The following is a 14,913-nucleotide window of genomic DNA, read 5'->3' as shown; positions in this document are numbered from 1 at the left end:
TTACAGTAAAAGGTGGACTGAATCTTATGTTTAAGCGGACTTTTATGACGGTGGCCGCGCTGGTTTTCGTCACGTTGCTGACTAACCCGGACGCGCGGGCCGAAGACGGCTGGCCGCGCACGCTGCAAAGCGCCCACGGCAGCGTGACGCTGCCAAAAGCGCCGCAGCGTATCGTCTCGACCAGCCTGACGCTGACCGGCTCGCTGCTGGCGATCGACGCGCCGGTAATCGCCAGCGGCGCTACCGCCCCAGGCAGCCGTCTGGCCGACGATCAGGGTTTTTTCCGTCAGTGGGGCGACGTAGCGAAGCGCAGAAACGTCAAGCGTCTCTATATCGGCGAACCCAGCGCTGAAGCAGTAGCCGCCGAAGCGCCGGATCTGATTATCGTCAGCGCTACCGGCAACGATTCCGCCATCAAGCTGGTGGATCAGTTCTCGGCCATTGCGCCGACGCTGGTGGTGAACTATGACGATAAAAGCTGGCAGCAGCTGGTGACGCTGCTTGGCGAAGCGACCGGCCACGAAGCTGACGCGGCGGCGCGCGTTAAAGCGTTTGATGAGCAGGAGGCGGCGCTGAAGCAGAAAATCACGCTGCCGCCGCAGCCCGTTTCCGCCATGGTGTTTAACGGCGACGGCCGCGCGGTAAACCTCTGGACCAGCGAATCAGCGCAGGGCAAGCTGCTGGAGCAGCTCGGCTTTACGCTCGCTGTGCCGCCCGCCAACCTGCAGCAGACGCACAGCATGGGCCAGCGCAAAGATATTATTCAGCTCTCTGGCGAAAACGTCGCCAGCGGTCTGAACGGCAATAGCTTCCTGCTGTTTGCCGCAGAAGATCAGGCCGCGCAGCAGCTGATGCAAAACCCTTTCCTGGCGCAAACCGCAGCGGTGAAGCAGCGGCAGGTTTATGCGCTGGGCGCGGATACTTTCCGGCTCGACTACTACAGCGCCAGCCATCTGCTGACGCGTCTGGAGCAGCTGTTCGTTAAGTCATAACGCCTCGTCCGCCAGCGTCGGCGCTGGCGGCTGATAGCGTCGCAGCCTCGCCATCAGGAGCCACATCACTAACCCCAGCAGCGCCGCGCCGAAACCGAAAAGCGCGGTGGCCTGCTGCGGCAGCAGCCATGCCCCCATCGCGCCGATCAGCGCCGCGCCGACTGCATCGCCGGTAACATTCTGCGCCGTCCAGAGACTGTTGATGCGCCCCAGCAGCGCATCAGGCGTCAGCGACTGGATTAGCGTGTATTGCACCAGGCTGTTAATGGCGCTGAAGTAGCCGAACGCCGCCAGACACGCCAGGCTGAGCGCGAACAGCGGCATCAGGCTAAACAGCCCAAGCGCAAGGAAGGCGGCGACGGCGCTGCCCAGGATCAGCCGCCCAGGCTGCGGCGACTGCGTCAGGCGTCCGCTGGTCAGCGCGCCCAGCGCCGCGCCGAGCGGCACAGCTGCATACATCAGGCCCAGCTCATCAAGACTGATCTGCCAGTGCGGCGCCAGCGCCGGATAGAGCACGCGCGCCGCGCTCGCCAGCGTAACCAGCGCGCCGATCAGCGCAGCCATACCGACCACCGGCGCGGCGAAAAGAAACTGCACGCCGCTGGCAAGCGCCCTGAGCGGATGCTCGCGCGGCTGGGGCGGCGGCGGCATCACGGGCAGCCTGAGCAGGGTCAACACGGTGAGCAGCGTACCGAAGGCAGCGAGCGCGTAGTTCCACGCCGCGCCGCCATGCGCCAGCACCACGCCGCCAATGGCGGGCGAGAGGATCGCGCCGAAGCGCACCGTCAGCATGGTAATGGCACCCGCCTGCATCAGGTTTTCGCGTCCTACCAGCGCCGGGGTCGCCGCCAGCAGCGCGGTGACGCCGATCGCGCCGAAAAAACCGTCCCACAAGCCCAGCAGGAAAACCGCGCTGACCGAAGGCGTCGGCAGTGAAGCGTTAACGGCCAGCGCCACGAAGCCGAGGCCGCAGGTGGAGCGCGCAATCAGGATCAAACGCTTGCGCTCGTAGCGATCCGCCAGTACGCCGCCGATCAGCAGCCCGATAAACATGCCTGCGCCCGCCAGGGTAACCGCCAGCCCGACCAGCGCGGGGGAGCGGGTCAGCTGCTGGATTTGCACCGGAACGGCAACTGCCAGCATGCCGAGCGCGACAATAGAGATAAAGCGAGCGATAAAAACCGCGCGGAAAGCGGGGTGGGTCTTCAACAGGCTGAGATCGATCAGGTGGGAGGGTTTGGTCATTTCTATGCCTTTTGCTGCGGTTTTCCTCGTTATGGTCGAGGCGAATCATGGTAACATACAAAATACGAGTAATAACGATAACAAGTATCATTATCAAATTGATGCGCCAGACGCGTCAGTGAACAGTGAAGGTTCGGAACGTTATGCGCCAACTCACCGCAATAGCCGCCTCAGGGATGCTGCTGTTGCTCTTGCTCGCGCTCAGCCTGATGCTCGGCGCTAAATCGATCGCCATCCATGATGTTTATCTTGCCCTGACCACACGCTGCGGCGGCGCCGACTGCATAATTGTGCGCGAAGCGCGCCTGCCGCGTACTCTTGCAGGTTTGATGGCGGGTTGCGCGCTGGGGCTGGCAGGCGCGCTGATGCAGAGCCTGACGCGTAATCCACTCGCCGATCCCGGTATCCTGGGCGTTAATGCGGGCGCAGGTTTCGCCGTGGTGCTCGGCATCGCCCTGTTCGGCGCGGATTCGCCCGCCGACTGGCTCGGCTTCGCCTTTGGCGGCGCGCTGCTGGCGTCGCTGCTGGTGGCGCTGACCGGCGCGCTCGGCGGCGGCCGCGTCAATCCTGTGCGTCTGACCCTGGCGGGCGTGGCGCTGGGCGCTGTGCTGGAAGGGCTGACTTCCGGTCTTTCTCTTCTGAACCCCGATATTTACGATCATCTGCGCTTCTGGCACAGCGGCTCGCTGGATATTCGCAGCTTTGCCGTACTGCGCGTGACGTATCCGGCTGTGGCTGTGGGCGTGCTGATTGCGCTGCTGCTGTCGCGCTCGCTCAACAGCCTGAGCATGGGTGGTGACCTGGCGACAGCGCTCGGTACGCGGGTGGCGCGAACGCAGATTCTGGGACTGCTGGCTATCGCCCTGCTGAGCGGCGCCGCGACGGCCGCCGTAGGCCCGATCGCCTTTGTCGGGCTGATGACGCCGCATCTGGCCCGCTGGCTGTGGGGCAACGATCATCGCTGGATGCTGCCCGGCACGCTGCTGATTACGCCCTGTCTGCTGCTGGCCGCCGATATTCTTGGACGTCTGATGGTGCCCGGCGAGCTGCGTGTCGCCGTCGTTACCGCGCTGCTCGGCGCGCCGATGTTGATTGTGCTGGTACGCCGCAAGCTGGGGAGAGGGCAGGTATGAGCCGGGCGATGAGGCATACAATCTGGCTGCTGGCGGCCTGCGCGCTGCTGGCGTTTTTTGGCGTCACCCGCGGCGCGCTGCCGATTACGGGCGCGCAGCTCTGGCAGCTAATCACCGGCGAGGCGGCGCGCAACGTTCAATTGATCGTGCTGGAGTGGCGTCTGCCGCGCGTGGCAATGGCGTTGCTGATCGGCGCGGCGCTGGGCGTCAGCGGCGCAATTTTTCAGTCTTTGCTGCGCAATCCGCTCGGCAGCCCCGACATACTCGGCTTCAATACCGGCGCCTACAGCGGCGTGCTGGTGGCGCTGGTGCTGTTTCACCAGCACAGCGAAGCGATAACGCTGGCGGCGCTGCTGGGCGGCGTACTTACCGCAGGCGTGGTCTATCTTTTTGCCTGGCGCAACGGCGTCGAGACCTTCCGACTGATTATCGTCGGGATCAGCGTGCGTGCGCTGCTGATGGCGCTCAACGGCTGGTTGATTATCAGCGCCTCGCTGGAGGCGGCGCTCAGCGCGGGATTGTGGAGCGCCGGATCGCTCAACGGCATCACCTGGGCGAAAACGACGCCGGTAATCGTCGTGCTGCTGGCGGCACTGCTGATGACCGCGCTAATGGCGCGGCGTATGCGTCTGATGGAGATGGGCGATGATACCGCCTGCGCGCTGGGCGTGTCGGTGGAGCGCAGTCGGCTGTGGCTGATGCTGCTCGGCGTGGTGCTGACCGCCGCTTCGACCGCGCTGGCTGGCCCCATCTCATTCGTTGCGCTGCTGGCGCCACAGATCGCTCGTCGCCTGTGCGGCGGCATCAAAGGCGCACTGCCGCTGGCGGCGCTGTGTGGCGCGCTGCTGCTGCTGGCGGCGGATTACGCGGCGCAGCACCTTTTCCTGCCTTATCAGCTGCCGGTTGGCGTGATTACCGTCAGCCTCGGCGGGCTTTATCTGATTGCACTACTGGTTCGGGAGGCACGACGCCAATGACAGAGAAAATTGCTCGCCTGCAGGGCGAAGCGCTGACGCTGGGCTACGAGAAGAAAATTGTGGCGGAGGCGCTGTCGGTAACGATTCCTGATGGTGAACTGACGGTGATTATCGGCCCCAACGCCTGCGGCAAATCGACGCTGCTGCGGGCGCTGAGCCGTCTGGCGCCGCCGCTCAAGGGGCAGGTGCTGCTCGACGGCGAGGCGATTTCGCGTTTCTCTACCAAAGAGGTGGCGCGGCGTCTCGGTCTGCTGCCGCAAAGCTCGCAGGCGCCGTCGGGCATCAGCGTCAGCGAACTGGTGGCGCGCGGCCGCTATCCGCATCAGCCTTTGTTTGGTCGCTGGCGCGATGAGGATGAAGCGGCTGTACAGCAGGCGATGCAGGCGACCGGCGTGGCGGATATCGCTGCGCAGCCTGTGGATCAGCTCTCCGGCGGTCAGCGCCAGCGCGTCTGGATCGCTATGGTGCTGGCGCAGCAAACGCCGCTGCTGCTGCTGGACGAACCCACGACCTGGCTCGATATTACCCATCAAATTGAACTGCTGGAGCTGATGCAGGATCTGAATCAGCAGCATGGCCGCACGCTGGTGGTGGTATTGCACGATCTCAATCAGGCGTGTCGCTACGCCACTCATCTGATTGCGATGCGCAGCGGCGAGATTATTGCCGAGGGCAAGCCTTCGGAGATTGTTACGCCGGAACTGATTGAGGCGGTGTACGGATTGCGCTGCATGATTGTGCAGGACCCGGTGGCACATACGCCGATGATTGTACCGCTGGGGCGCGGTAAGCTCTGAAGAGAGGAGCGCCGAAGCGGGTGAGCGGGCCCGATCGCAAAGTCGCTCAAGGCATCCTTGCTCGCTCGGCCCGCGACATCCCTGTCGCGGGACGCTTTGCTCTTCGGGCCCGCTCACCCGCTTTTCAGGCTAATCAGCTGCCTGTATAAAAGGGCGTCAGGCAAACTTTGCCAGCAACTGCTGCAGCTGCGGGCCGATCTGCGCAAACATGCGCGGCGAGATAATCTCTACGTGGGCGCACGCCAGCGGCCGAACCTCAAGCTCGCCTACATAGGGTGCCCAGGCGCGGCGCGCATCCTGACCCGGCTGCTGCGTCTGGGTAGCGAGGAACAGCGTCGCGCGGCCGTTGAAGCGCGCGCTGCGCGCCGTCGCCAGCAGGCGTACCGAACTGGCGTAGTTGGCCTCAATCGCATCGAACATCGCTTCCAGCCCTTCGCCCGCCTGCTGACGCTGCGCGGCGACAAACTGCTCACGTTCGCGGTTAACCTCATCCAACACCGCCGGATCCAGCTGGTTCTCGCCACGTTTCTCGTCCCAGTTCTGCGTCTCAGGTGGCCAGGTATCAAGCAGGCCGAGGAACGCCACCTCTTCGCCAAGCGCCTCCAGCCGCGCGGCGATGCCCTGCGCCAGGGTGCCGCCCAGCGAATAGCCGAGGAAATAGTAAGGACCATGCGGCTGCTGCTGGCGCAGCGTGGCAAGGTGCGCGTCGCAAACCGCGTCCAGATGCGCCGCCTGACTGAGCGGGCCGCTGGCGTCGGGCGACTGAATGCCGACAATTGACCAGCGCGCGTCAAGATAGCGCTGCAGAACACTGAACTGCCAGGCGAAGCCTGACGCCGGATGGAAGCAGAAGAGCGTTGGCCCGCTGCCCTGGCGCAGCGGCAGCACCGGCTCGAAACCGGCGTTTTGCGCCGCCTGCGCGTCGCTCAGCAGGGCCGCCAGCTTCTCAACCGTAGAGGCGACCATAATCTGACCGACGGAAACCGGCAGTTGCAGTTCGCGCCGCAGCTGCGCTGCCAGACGCATCGCCAGCAGCGAATGACCGCCCAGCGCAAAGAAGTCCTCCTGTGCGCCGACGCTGTCGCGCGCCAGCAGCGCGGCGAACGCCTCCGCCAGCTGCGTCTCCAGTCCCGGCAGCGGCGCGCGGCCCGCGTCGTTCGCGCGGCTTTGCGGCAGCGGCAGGGCTTTGCGGTCCAGCTTACCGTTGCTGCTGAGCGGCAGTGCCTCCAGCTCGACGATCGCGACCGGCACCATATGCGCGGGTAGCTGCTGCGCCAGCGCGGCGCGTATCGCCTCGGCATCAACCGGCCGATCTGCCACGACATAGCCTACCAGCTGGCGCGCGTCGCCCTGCTGCGCGCTGGCGTTGCCCAGCACCACTGCGTGCGTTACCGCCTGCAGAACGCCGGGCAGCGACGCCAGCGCATGGTCAATCTCATTCAGTTCAATACGCTGGCCGCGAATCTTTAGCTGATCGTCGCTGCGGCCCAGATATTCCACCGCGCCGTTAGCGAGCCAGCGCGCCACGTCGCCTGTGCGGTACATGCGCGTGCCGTTGCCGAAGGGATCGGCGACAAAGCGGCTGGCGGTCAGATCGGGGCGGTCAAGGTAGCCGTGTGCCAGCTGCACGCCGGTGAGATAGAGATCGCCAGCGACGCCCGGCGGAACCGGCTGCAGGCGCGCATCAAGAATGCGTAAGCCGGTGTTCCAGACCGGAAAACCGATCGGCACGCTGGCACCTTCTACCGCCGCCAGTTCGGGGCCGAAAGCGGGGTAATAGCTGACGTCTACCGCCGCCTCGGTCGGGCCGTAGAGGTTGTGCAGCGGCACCCGGGTCAGGGCCTCCCACTGGCGCGACAGCTCGGCAGGCAGCGCTTCGCCGCTGCAGAAGACGCGGCGCAGGCTGGCGCAGCGCGCCACAGCTTCGTCATCCTGTAATGAGGCGACGAACGCCGCCAGCATTGAGGGAACAAAGTGCGTAGTGGTGACGCGCCAGCGCGCGAAGAGCTGCTGCAGCGCGTCGGGATCGCGGTGCGCGTCCGGCGGCGCCATTACCAGCTGCGCACCCGTCAGCAGCGGCCAGAAAAATTCCCAGACGGAGACGTCGAAACTGCTGGGAGTCTTTTGCAAAACCACGTCGTCGGCGGAGAGCGGATAGCTCTGCTGCATCCACAGCAGCCGGTTAACGATCGCCTCATGGCCGACCAGCACCCCTTTTGGTCGCCCGGTCGAGCCGGAGGTATAGATAATGTAGGCGCCGTCCTGCGGACGCGGATGCTGAGAGTGCTCGCGCTCGGCAACCGCTGGCAGCAGCGCGTCATAAAAGAGCGGCGCGACAGGCGAAAGCGCGGCGAAACGCGCTGCCAGCTCGCGGCTGGTGATCAAGGTCTTCGGCGCGGCGTCCTCCAGCATCATTCGCAGGCGATCGTCGGGATAGCCGGTATCAAGCGGCAGATACGCCGCGCCGACGCTGACGATCGCCTGCAGCGCCAGCGACAGAAAGATCGAGCGCGGCAGCGCCACGGCGACGATATCGTCGCGTTGCACGCCGCTGGCGATCAGCTGCTGCGCCAGCGCCTCGACCTGCTGACGCATCTCGCGGTAGCTCAGCTGGTGACGGCTGTCCGCCAGCGCGGGCGCGTCCGGCGTGCGCAGCGCCTGCGCCTGCAGCAGGCTGCTGAGCGTCGCTTCCGGCAGCATTATGGCGGTCTGGTTGATGCGATCCAGCTGCTGATGCTCCGCCTGGGTGAGCAGATCCAGTTCGCCGCAGGGACGCTCCGGCTGCGCCGCCAGCTGCTGCAGCAGCAGATCGAAACGGCTGGCGTGCTGTGCCAGTACGCTCTCCTGATAACGTTCGGCGTTGGCCAGCAGCTCCAGCGTAAGCTCGCCCTGTTCGCTGATATAGATAGCGATCTCCAGATCGCGCACCGGCCCGGAAGCGAGCTGATGCGTTATGCCCTCGATGCCGTTGAAATCGAGCTGATAGTCAAACATCTTCAGGTTGATAACCGGCCCGTAGAGCGGATCGCTATCGCCGAGGCGGCCTGCGTCGCGCTGAACCTGCTCGGCGTCGAAGCGCTGATGGCGGCGCATCTTTTTCACTTCGGCGGCCAGCTGGTTTGCCAGCGCGCTAAGCGGCTGAGCGGGATCGTAGTGCACCGCCATCGGCAGCACGTTAATCACCGGGCCGGTGGCGCAGAGCGCCGCCGAGCCGATGCGGCGCATAAAAATAAAGCCTGCGGCGAAATCACTCTGGCCGCTCAGGCGCGCCAGCCAGAGCGCCACCAGCGCAAAGGCGGCGTCGGCCGCGCTGACGGCCATCTGCTGCGTCAGCGTCTGGAAAAGCGCGCGGTCCGGCGAAATAGCATGGCGCAGCAGCGCGGTGCTGGCGCTCTGTCCAGCCAGCGGCAGTGCGGAAAGGGTAGCGGGCGGCGGCAGCTGCGCGCTCTTCTCACGCCAGAAGTCGCGGTCTCGCTGCCAGGTCGGTGACGCCTGATAGCGCTGGTACTCCTCAACCACGTCGCTAAAAGGCACAAACGGGGTCGGCTCCGGCGTTTCGTTGCGCATCCACGCGCTGTAGAGGTTGGCGATGCGGCGCGTCAGGGCGGTAAAGCTAAAGCCGTCTACTACCAGGTGGTGATAACGCTGATACCAGAACCAGTGCTGCTCGCCGAGGCGCATCAGCTGGTGATGCCACAGCGGCGCGCCGCTCAGCACGCGCAGATCGCCGGACATGTCGGCGCGCATCAGGGCGCGCGCGGCGGCTTCTGGATCCGCCTCCTGGCGCAAATCGACAACCTCAGGCAGCGTAAAGGCCTGCGGCGACAGCCACTGCACCGCTTCACCCTCATGTTCGCCAAAGGCCATATTCAGCGTGTCGGCCTCCTGCATTCCGGCGACAATCGCCTTGCGCAGCAGCGCGCTGTCCAGCTCGCCGCGCAGCTCGACAAAATGCGCGACCGCATAGGCATTAGCCTGTTGCGACAGCTGATCGGCCATCCAGATGCCGGGCTGCGCCGCAACCAGCGGCAGGATTTTCTGGTCGGTATGAAGGGGATTCATCAGGGTCTCAGACATGGTCGCTCCGGTTCGCGTTCGGGTAAGCCGGGCGAATATCGCGCCAGTTTGCATTGAGCCAGCTCAGACATTCCGCCTGCGGCCGGGGGCCGAATACGCTGCGCCAGCCGGCGGGCAGCGCGCGGAAAGCAGGCCAGAGGCTGTATTGCTGACAAGCGTTTATCAGCACGAGACAATCCTGCTGTGGATCGTCAAAGGGATTAGGTTGCATATCGGTCTCCTGCCCGCACCAGCCGGGCTAGCCAGGCGATTTAAAGAAGATGCTGCCACATTGCTTTCAGTCCATTGAGCAGCCCGCCGCGCCAGCAGAGCGCGTCGTGGCCGCCGTCGACCGGGTGGAAAATGACCTGATGTCCCGCTGCGGAGAGGTCTTGTTGGAGTTGTTGGTTTGCTTTGAAGATCAGATGCTCGCGGCGTCCGGCTTCCAGATAGAAGCGCGACGGCGAAAGACGGTAGTCGCCCTGCTGCAGCTGCTGGATCAGCCTGCCGTTGGCCTGGCCGCGCTCCGGCCACCAGAACGAGCCGGAAAGGCTGATGGCGCCGCCGAAATGGTGAGGCCAGTTAAGCGCCGCCCAGACGGATGACAGCCCGCCAAAACTCTGCCCGCTCACCAGCGTCTCGGCGGCGCTGGCGCGATGCGGCGCCCAACCCTGCAGCTGCGGCAGCAGCTCTTCCTGCAGGGCCAGCCAGAAATCGGCGTTGCAGGTCAGCTCGCGGCTGCGATGTTCGCGATCGATGATATCGATCATGACGTAGACCGCTGGCGGCAGTTCGCCGGCGTCGGTCAACTGCTGTAGCGGCCAGGCGATCGGCATGCTGTTGGCCCAGAACTGACCATCCAGCAGCAGCGCCAGCGGGCGCTCGCTCGGCTGTGCCTCGCCGGTCGCGTAGACCCACACTGAGCGGTGATTGCCGAGGCGCGCGCTCTGCCAGATATAGTGCTGCAGTGGCAGCACAGGCGCGCAGCCGCTGTCCACCGCCTGCCAGACATGCTGTTCGGGCGCTTCGGGCAGATGCAGCGGCGACACACGCATACCGCGCCCGCCCGCCCAGCCGCGCAGCGGATTGAGTGGATCGTTCTGCGCGGTGGAAAACTTCTTGCTCCACCAGGCGCGCAGGGTTTGCATATCTGGCTCGCCCGCAAATGAGGCGGGATCGCTGTCGGGTATCAGGCAGTAGCTACCGCGCCAGCTGACGGGAAGCTGCGTGCGCCAGAACCAGACGTCGGTGCCTGCAATACGGCTGAGCGAGCGGGGCGTTGTGCGCTGATGATGGTCGGTGACGCCGGTAATATTGATCCAGACGCGGCGGACAGGGGAGGTGGCTTCACTCCCCTGCGGATCGCGCCAGAAAAAGGTCACGCCACATTCGCCGTTACCGACCAGTTCAATTAAGGGAAGACCCTGCTGCCTTAAGGTGTGCCACCAGGATTCACTGCCGGTTTCGTTGGTTAACCACGTCATAAATAGAGTATTTACTGGGCCAGATGCGCGCAAAGTTTCACAGATGTTATGAATAATACTATTGATAATTATTTGCATTTGCAATAGGGTGTTTCCCGCTCCGACATCAGGAGCGCGCGCGTTCCGCCAGCCTCATTAGCCTGTGTTGTCAGACGGATGTTCCGCGATGGAAAGCCTGGGTGCGGCTGGAATGCTTGCTTGCAAGGAAAGACTCTTTCACCGGCGCGCCCGCAGGAGACGAACAGGTTTCCGCTGGCAATCCAGGAATATAAAAATGCTTAAATTATCCCGTTTGTCATTAGCCATTTTGATTGAACTCGGCCTGACTGCTACCAGCGTACAGGCCGCAGACAGCAGCACTACCTCTGCTTCCAGCGGCGGCGACACGCTGGTAGTCAGCGCGGCGCAGCAGAATCTGCAGGCGCCAGGCGTTTCGACTATCACCGCCGACGAGATTAAAAAGCGTCCGCCTGCGCGCGACGTGTCGGAAATTATTCGCACCATGCCGGGCGTCAACCTGACCGGCAACTCCACCAGCGGCCAGCGCGGCAATAATCGCCAGATCGATATTCGCGGCATGGGGCCGGAAAACACCCTGATTCTGATAGATGGCATCCCGGTCTCCAGCCGTAACTCGGTGCGTCTGGGCTGGCGCGGCGAGCGTGACACGCGCGGCGATACCAACTGGGTGCCGCCGGAGATGATCGAACGCATTGACGTCATTCGCGGCCCGGCGGCGGTACGCTACGGCAACGGCGCGGCGGGCGGCGTGGTGAATATCATCACCAAAAAATATGACGACCAGCAGTGGCATGGTTCCTGGAACGCCTACTACAACGTGCCTGAGCATAAAGATGAGGGCGCGACCCGGCGCACTAACTTCAGTCTGGAAGGGCCGCTGGGCGATGATGTCAGCTTCCGTCTCTATGGCAACCTGGCGAAAACCCAGGCGGACGCTTACGACATCAACGAAGGGCATGCGGCGGAACGTACCGGTACCTACGCCGGAAGCTATCCGGCGGGTCGCGAAGGGGTAATCAATAAGGATATTAACGCCATGCTGCGCTGGGCGTTCGCGCCGATGCAGGCGCTGGAGTTTCAGGCGGGCTATAGCCGCCAAGGCAATCTCTACTCCGGCGATACCCAGAACACCAATACCAGCGATCTGGTGAAAAGCTTCTATGGCAAAGAGACCAACCGGCTCTACCGCCAGAACTTTGCGGTGAAGTGGACCGGCGCCTGGGATAACGGCGTCAGCACCAACAGCTACGCGCGCTATGAAAACACGCGCAACTCACGCATCAACGAAGGGCTGGCCGGTGGTACCGAAGGCATCTTCTCTAACAGCGGCTTCAATACGATTGAGCTGAACGATGTGCTGCTGCATAGCGAAATCAGCGTGCCGTTCGAACTGCTGGTGAACCAGACCGCCACCCTCGGCGTCGAGTGGAACCAGCAGCGTATGAAAGATCCCTCATCCACCACCCAGGCCGCCTCTGACGGCGCAGTGCCCGGCATCTCCAGCAGCGGGCGCAGCCCCTATTCGCAGGCGGAGATCTTCTCAATGTTCGCCGAAGACAATCTGGAGCTGACCGACAGCACTATGCTGACGCCCAGCCTGCGCTTCGATCACCACTCTATCGTCGGCGACAACTGGAGCCCGTCGCTTAACCTGTCTCAGGGCCTGGGCGATGACTTTACGCTGAAGATGGGCATCGGCCGCGCCTATAAAGCGCCGAGCCTCTACCAGACCAACCCGAACTATCTGCTCTACAGTAAAGGGCAGGGCTGCGCCGCCAGCACCGGCTCCTGCTACCTGCAGGGCAACAGCGATCTGAAAGCGGAAAACAGCATCAACAAAGAGATTGGGCTGGAGTGGAAGCATGAAGGTTATCAGGCAGGGCTGACCTGGTTCCGCAACGACTACCGCAACAAGATTGAGGCGGGTTATGCGCCGTCCGGCAAAGCCTCTAACGGCACCACTGACATCTATAAGTGGGAGAACGTGCCGAAAGCGGTGGTCGAGGGGCTGGAAGGAACGGTGAACGTTCCTGTGACTGACAGCATCGCGTGGAATAACAACTTCACGTACATGCTGCAGAGCAAGAATAAAGAGACCGGCGATCGCCTGTCGATTATTCCTGAATACACGCTCAACTCCACGCTGAGCTGGCAGGCGACGCAGGATCTGTCGCTGCAAACCACCTTCACCTGGTACGGCAAACAGGTACCGAAAAAGTATGACTACAAAGGCAATGCCGTAACCGGCAGCGCGACGAAACAGGTAAGTCCTTACTCCATCATCGGGCTAAGCGGCACCTATGACGTGAATAAATACGCCAGCGTAACGGTCGGTATCGACAACCTGTTTGACAAGCGTCACTACCGGCAGGGCAACGCGCAGACCACCGGCAATTCCACGACGGGCGCTTATCTCTATGGCGCGGGCGCGAATACCTACAATGAATCAGGCCGTACTTATTATATCAGCCTGAATACCCATTTCTGATCAGTTAAGACGCAACGGCAGTACGCAGCGGGCAATCAGCCCGCTGCGATCGCTGCGATTGATTAACTTCAGCTCGCCGTAGTGCATCTGCAAAATGCGCAGGACAATATTCAGTCCCAGACCGCTGCCGCCGTAGCGCTGATCGCGACGGCGAAACGCTTTAGTCAACTCTTCCGCCGCCTCGGGATCGATGCCCGGCCCCTCATCAATAACGCTGAGAATAATGTGGCTGTCACTCTCTTCCAGGGTTATCTCTATCAGGCTGCCCGTTGGGCTGTAGCGCGACGCATTCTCCAGCAGGTTGCGCAGCAGCAGACGCAGCAATACCGGCTCGCCCTGGCTTTGCGCTACCGCTTTTTTCGGCCAGATAATTTGCTGCTGGCGCGCATCGACCAGCTCCCGCATCTCTGGCTGCAGCGGCTGCAGGATTTCAGTCAGCCAGTGAACAGGCTGAGCAAGCCCGCTGGCCAGCGCCTGGCTGGCGCGCGCCAGCATCAGCAGCTGTTCAACGGTGTGCATCAGCTGATCGATGCGCGCCACCAGCATCTCGCTGTGCGGCACGCCCTGCTGCTGCAACAGCTCAAGATGCAGGCGCAGGCCGGCGAGCGGCGTGCGCAACTCATGGGCTGCGTCTGCCGTAAACAGACGTTCCTGCTGCAGCGTATGGTCAAGGCGCGCCAGCAGCTGATTAATTGCGCCGGTAACCGAGACGATCTCTTCCATATCGGAATGAATGTCGAGCGGCGTGAGGTTATCGGCGGAGCGCTGCGCCAGGCTGGTCTGCAGCGCGCGTAGCGGACGCACGATCCAGCTAATCGCCCAGAAAGAGAGCACCAGCGTCAGGCCGACCATCACGACAGAGGGCAGCAGCAGCGAGGCGATCGCTTCGCGGATCTCATTTTCAACGCGATCGTTGCGCGCCTTAGCGGAGAGGGTTTCGTTAACAAGAAAGCCGATCTGTTCACGGCTTTCGTGCCACAGCCAGAACGCGCTCATGATCTGGCAGGTCAGCAGAATCAGCGCCAGCATAATCAGTAAGCGCTGACGCATACTGTTCATTCGCGGTTCTCCAGACGATAGCCGACGCCGCGTACGGTTTTAATCCGGTCCTTGCCCAGCTTGCGGCGCAGATTATGAATATGCACTTCCAGCGTGTTAGAGCCGGTATCATCCTGCCAGCTGTAGAGATCCTGCTGCAGGGTTTCGCGGTGCACGTTTTGTCCAATGCGCATCAGCAGACGCGTCAGCAGCGCGAACTCCTTGGGCGTGACGTCGAGCGGCTGGTTCTCCAGCAGCACCTGTTGCGAAGAGAGGTTGAGCGTCAGATCGCCCTGGCGCAGCAGATTATCGCTGTGACCCTGATAGCGGCGGATCAGCGCGCGTACGCGCGCCTGCAGCTCTACCAGCGCCAGCGGCTTAACCAGATAGTCGTCGGCACCGGCGTCGAGTCCTTCCACGCGATCCTGGAGTGCATCGCGCGCGGTCAGGATCAGCACCGGCAGGTCGACGCCGGATCGCCGCCACTGACGCAGCAGATCGCCACCGTCGCGATCCGGCAGGCCGAGATCCAGCACGATCAGGCTGTACTGCGCGCTGTGCAGCAACGCATCCGCCTCGGCGGCGCTGGCGGCGCAGTCAACGGCGTAACCCTGGCTGCTCAGGGCCTGAGTCAGGCCCGCCTGCAGCAGTACATCGTCCTCAACGATCAATATTTTCATGC

At 63.1% G+C, this 14,913-nt stretch carries 11 protein-coding genes; 5 read left to right on the top strand and 6 right to left on the bottom strand.

All coding sequences use genetic code 11. The features are described from left to right. Positions 1 to 44: 44 nt before the first annotated feature. Positions 45 to 992 carry a Fe2+-enterobactin ABC transporter substrate-binding protein gene (gene fepB, locus MHZ89_RS12390; protein WP_311783351.1) on the top strand — a complete coding sequence of 316 codons (948 nt, stop codon included), beginning with the start codon at positions 45 to 47 and terminating at the stop codon, positions 990 to 992. On the opposite strand, the gene entS is transcribed toward fepB, so the two are convergent. After that, positions 987 to 2,237, bottom strand: a complete 1,251-nt coding sequence (gene entS / locus MHZ89_RS12385) for an enterobactin transporter EntS (RefSeq protein WP_311783232.1) — start codon at positions 2,235 to 2,237, stop codon at positions 987 to 989. The two genes, fepB and entS, sit on opposite strands and share 6 nt — an antisense overlap. A gap of 143 nt (positions 2,238 to 2,380) precedes the next feature. Here entS and fepD point away from each other — a divergent pair, with 143 nt between their 5' ends. Genes fepD through MHZ89_RS12370 form a run of 3 tightly spaced genes read left to right on the top strand, consistent with a single transcriptional unit; the run spans position 2,381 to position 5,144 of the window. Next, complete coding sequence (fepD, locus tag MHZ89_RS12380; RefSeq protein ID WP_311783231.1) at positions 2,381 to 3,370, top strand: Fe(3+)-siderophore ABC transporter permease; 990 nt, start codon at positions 2,381 to 2,383, stop codon at positions 3,368 to 3,370. Positions 3,371 to 3,378: 8 nt separating this feature from the next. Next, the gene (fepG, locus tag MHZ89_RS12375) at positions 3,379 to 4,347 is read left to right on the top strand and encodes an iron-enterobactin ABC transporter permease (RefSeq protein WP_409373268.1); all 969 of its coding nucleotides are present in this window, start codon (positions 3,379 to 3,381) and stop codon (positions 4,345 to 4,347) included. Next, the gene (locus MHZ89_RS12370; protein WP_311783229.1) at positions 4,344 to 5,144 is read left to right on the top strand and encodes an ATP-binding cassette domain-containing protein; all 801 of its coding nucleotides are present in this window, start codon (positions 4,344 to 4,346) and stop codon (positions 5,142 to 5,144) included. Before fepG ends, MHZ89_RS12370 begins: the two co-directional genes overlap by 4 nt. 156 nt (positions 5,145 to 5,300) lie before the next feature. Here MHZ89_RS12370 and MHZ89_RS12365 read toward each other — a convergent pair whose 3' ends face one another. The 3 genes from MHZ89_RS12365 to fes are packed head-to-tail and all read right to left on the bottom strand — an operon-like array spanning position 5,301 to position 10,684. Further along, positions 5,301 to 9,221 (bottom strand): enterobactin synthase subunit F, encoded by a 3,921-nt coding sequence (locus MHZ89_RS12365; protein ID WP_311783228.1) that lies wholly within the window; start codon positions 9,219 to 9,221, stop codon positions 5,301 to 5,303. Then, a complete protein-coding gene (locus tag MHZ89_RS12360; RefSeq protein WP_311783227.1) occupies positions 9,214 to 9,432 on the bottom strand; it encodes an MbtH family protein in 219 nt (72 codons plus the stop codon). Before MHZ89_RS12360 ends, MHZ89_RS12365 begins: the two co-directional genes overlap by 8 nt. A gap of 40 nt (positions 9,433 to 9,472) precedes the next feature. Then, positions 9,473 to 10,684, bottom strand: a complete 1,212-nt coding sequence (gene fes / locus MHZ89_RS12355) for an enterochelin esterase (RefSeq protein ID WP_311783226.1) — start codon at positions 10,682 to 10,684, stop codon at positions 9,473 to 9,475. 274 nt (positions 10,685 to 10,958) lie between these two features. On the opposite strand from fes, the gene MHZ89_RS12350 reads away from it, so the two are divergent. Next, on the top strand, positions 10,959 to 13,193 hold the full coding sequence (locus MHZ89_RS12350; RefSeq protein ID WP_311783225.1) for a TonB-dependent siderophore receptor: 2,235 nt from the start codon (positions 10,959 to 10,961) through the stop codon (positions 13,191 to 13,193). On the opposite strand, the gene pmrB is transcribed toward MHZ89_RS12350, so the two are convergent. Together pmrB and pmrA are read right to left on the bottom strand one after the other, a co-directional pair. Further along, complete coding sequence (gene pmrB, locus MHZ89_RS12345) at positions 13,194 to 14,252, bottom strand: two-component system sensor histidine kinase PmrB (RefSeq protein ID WP_311783224.1); 1,059 nt, start codon at positions 14,250 to 14,252, stop codon at positions 13,194 to 13,196. Next, the gene (gene pmrA, locus MHZ89_RS12340) at positions 14,249 to 14,911 is read right to left on the bottom strand and encodes a two-component system response regulator PmrA (RefSeq protein WP_311783223.1); all 663 of its coding nucleotides are present in this window, start codon (positions 14,909 to 14,911) and stop codon (positions 14,249 to 14,251) included. Before pmrA ends, pmrB begins: the two co-directional genes overlap by 4 nt. Positions 14,912 to 14,913 lie beyond the last annotated feature (2 nt).

This window comes from Pantoea sp. ACRSB (genome assembly GCF_022346905.1).
In the GTDB taxonomy this organism is placed as follows: domain Bacteria; phylum Pseudomonadota; class Gammaproteobacteria; order Enterobacterales; family Enterobacteriaceae; genus Pantoea; species Pantoea piersonii.
The sequence above is the reverse complement of the archived record's forward strand: the minus strand, read 5'-3'. Positions and strand labels throughout refer to the sequence as shown.

Excerpts from the sequence above, each read along its gene's own strand:
- fepB (WP_311783351.1), top strand. The coding sequence starts at position 45 with ATGACGGTGGCCGCGCTGGTTTTCGTCACGTTGCTGACTAACCCGGAC.
- entS (WP_311783232.1), bottom strand. The coding sequence starts at position 2,237 with ATGACCAAACCCTCCCACCTGATCGATCTCAGCCTGTTGAAGACCCAC.
- fepD (WP_311783231.1), top strand. The coding sequence starts at position 2,381 with ATGCGCCAACTCACCGCAATAGCCGCCTCAGGGATGCTGCTGTTGCTC.
- fepG (WP_409373268.1), top strand. The coding sequence starts at position 3,379 with ATGAGGCATACAATCTGGCTGCTGGCGGCCTGCGCGCTGCTGGCGTTT.
- MHZ89_RS12370 (WP_311783229.1), top strand. The coding sequence starts at position 4,344 with ATGACAGAGAAAATTGCTCGCCTGCAGGGCGAAGCGCTGACGCTGGGC.
- MHZ89_RS12365 (WP_311783228.1), bottom strand. The coding sequence starts at position 9,221 with ATGTCTGAGACCCTGATGAATCCCCTTCATACCGACCAGAAAATCCTG.
- MHZ89_RS12360 (WP_311783227.1), bottom strand. The coding sequence starts at position 9,432 with ATGCAACCTAATCCCTTTGACGATCCACAGCAGGATTGTCTCGTGCTG.
- fes (WP_311783226.1), bottom strand. The coding sequence starts at position 10,684 with ATGACGTGGTTAACCAACGAAACCGGCAGTGAATCCTGGTGGCACACC.
- MHZ89_RS12350 (WP_311783225.1), top strand. The coding sequence starts at position 10,959 with ATGCTTAAATTATCCCGTTTGTCATTAGCCATTTTGATTGAACTCGGC.
- pmrB (WP_311783224.1), bottom strand. The coding sequence starts at position 14,252 with ATGAACAGTATGCGTCAGCGCTTACTGATTATGCTGGCGCTGATTCTG.
- pmrA (WP_311783223.1), bottom strand. The coding sequence starts at position 14,911 with ATGAAAATATTGATCGTTGAGGACGATGTACTGCTGCAGGCGGGCCTG.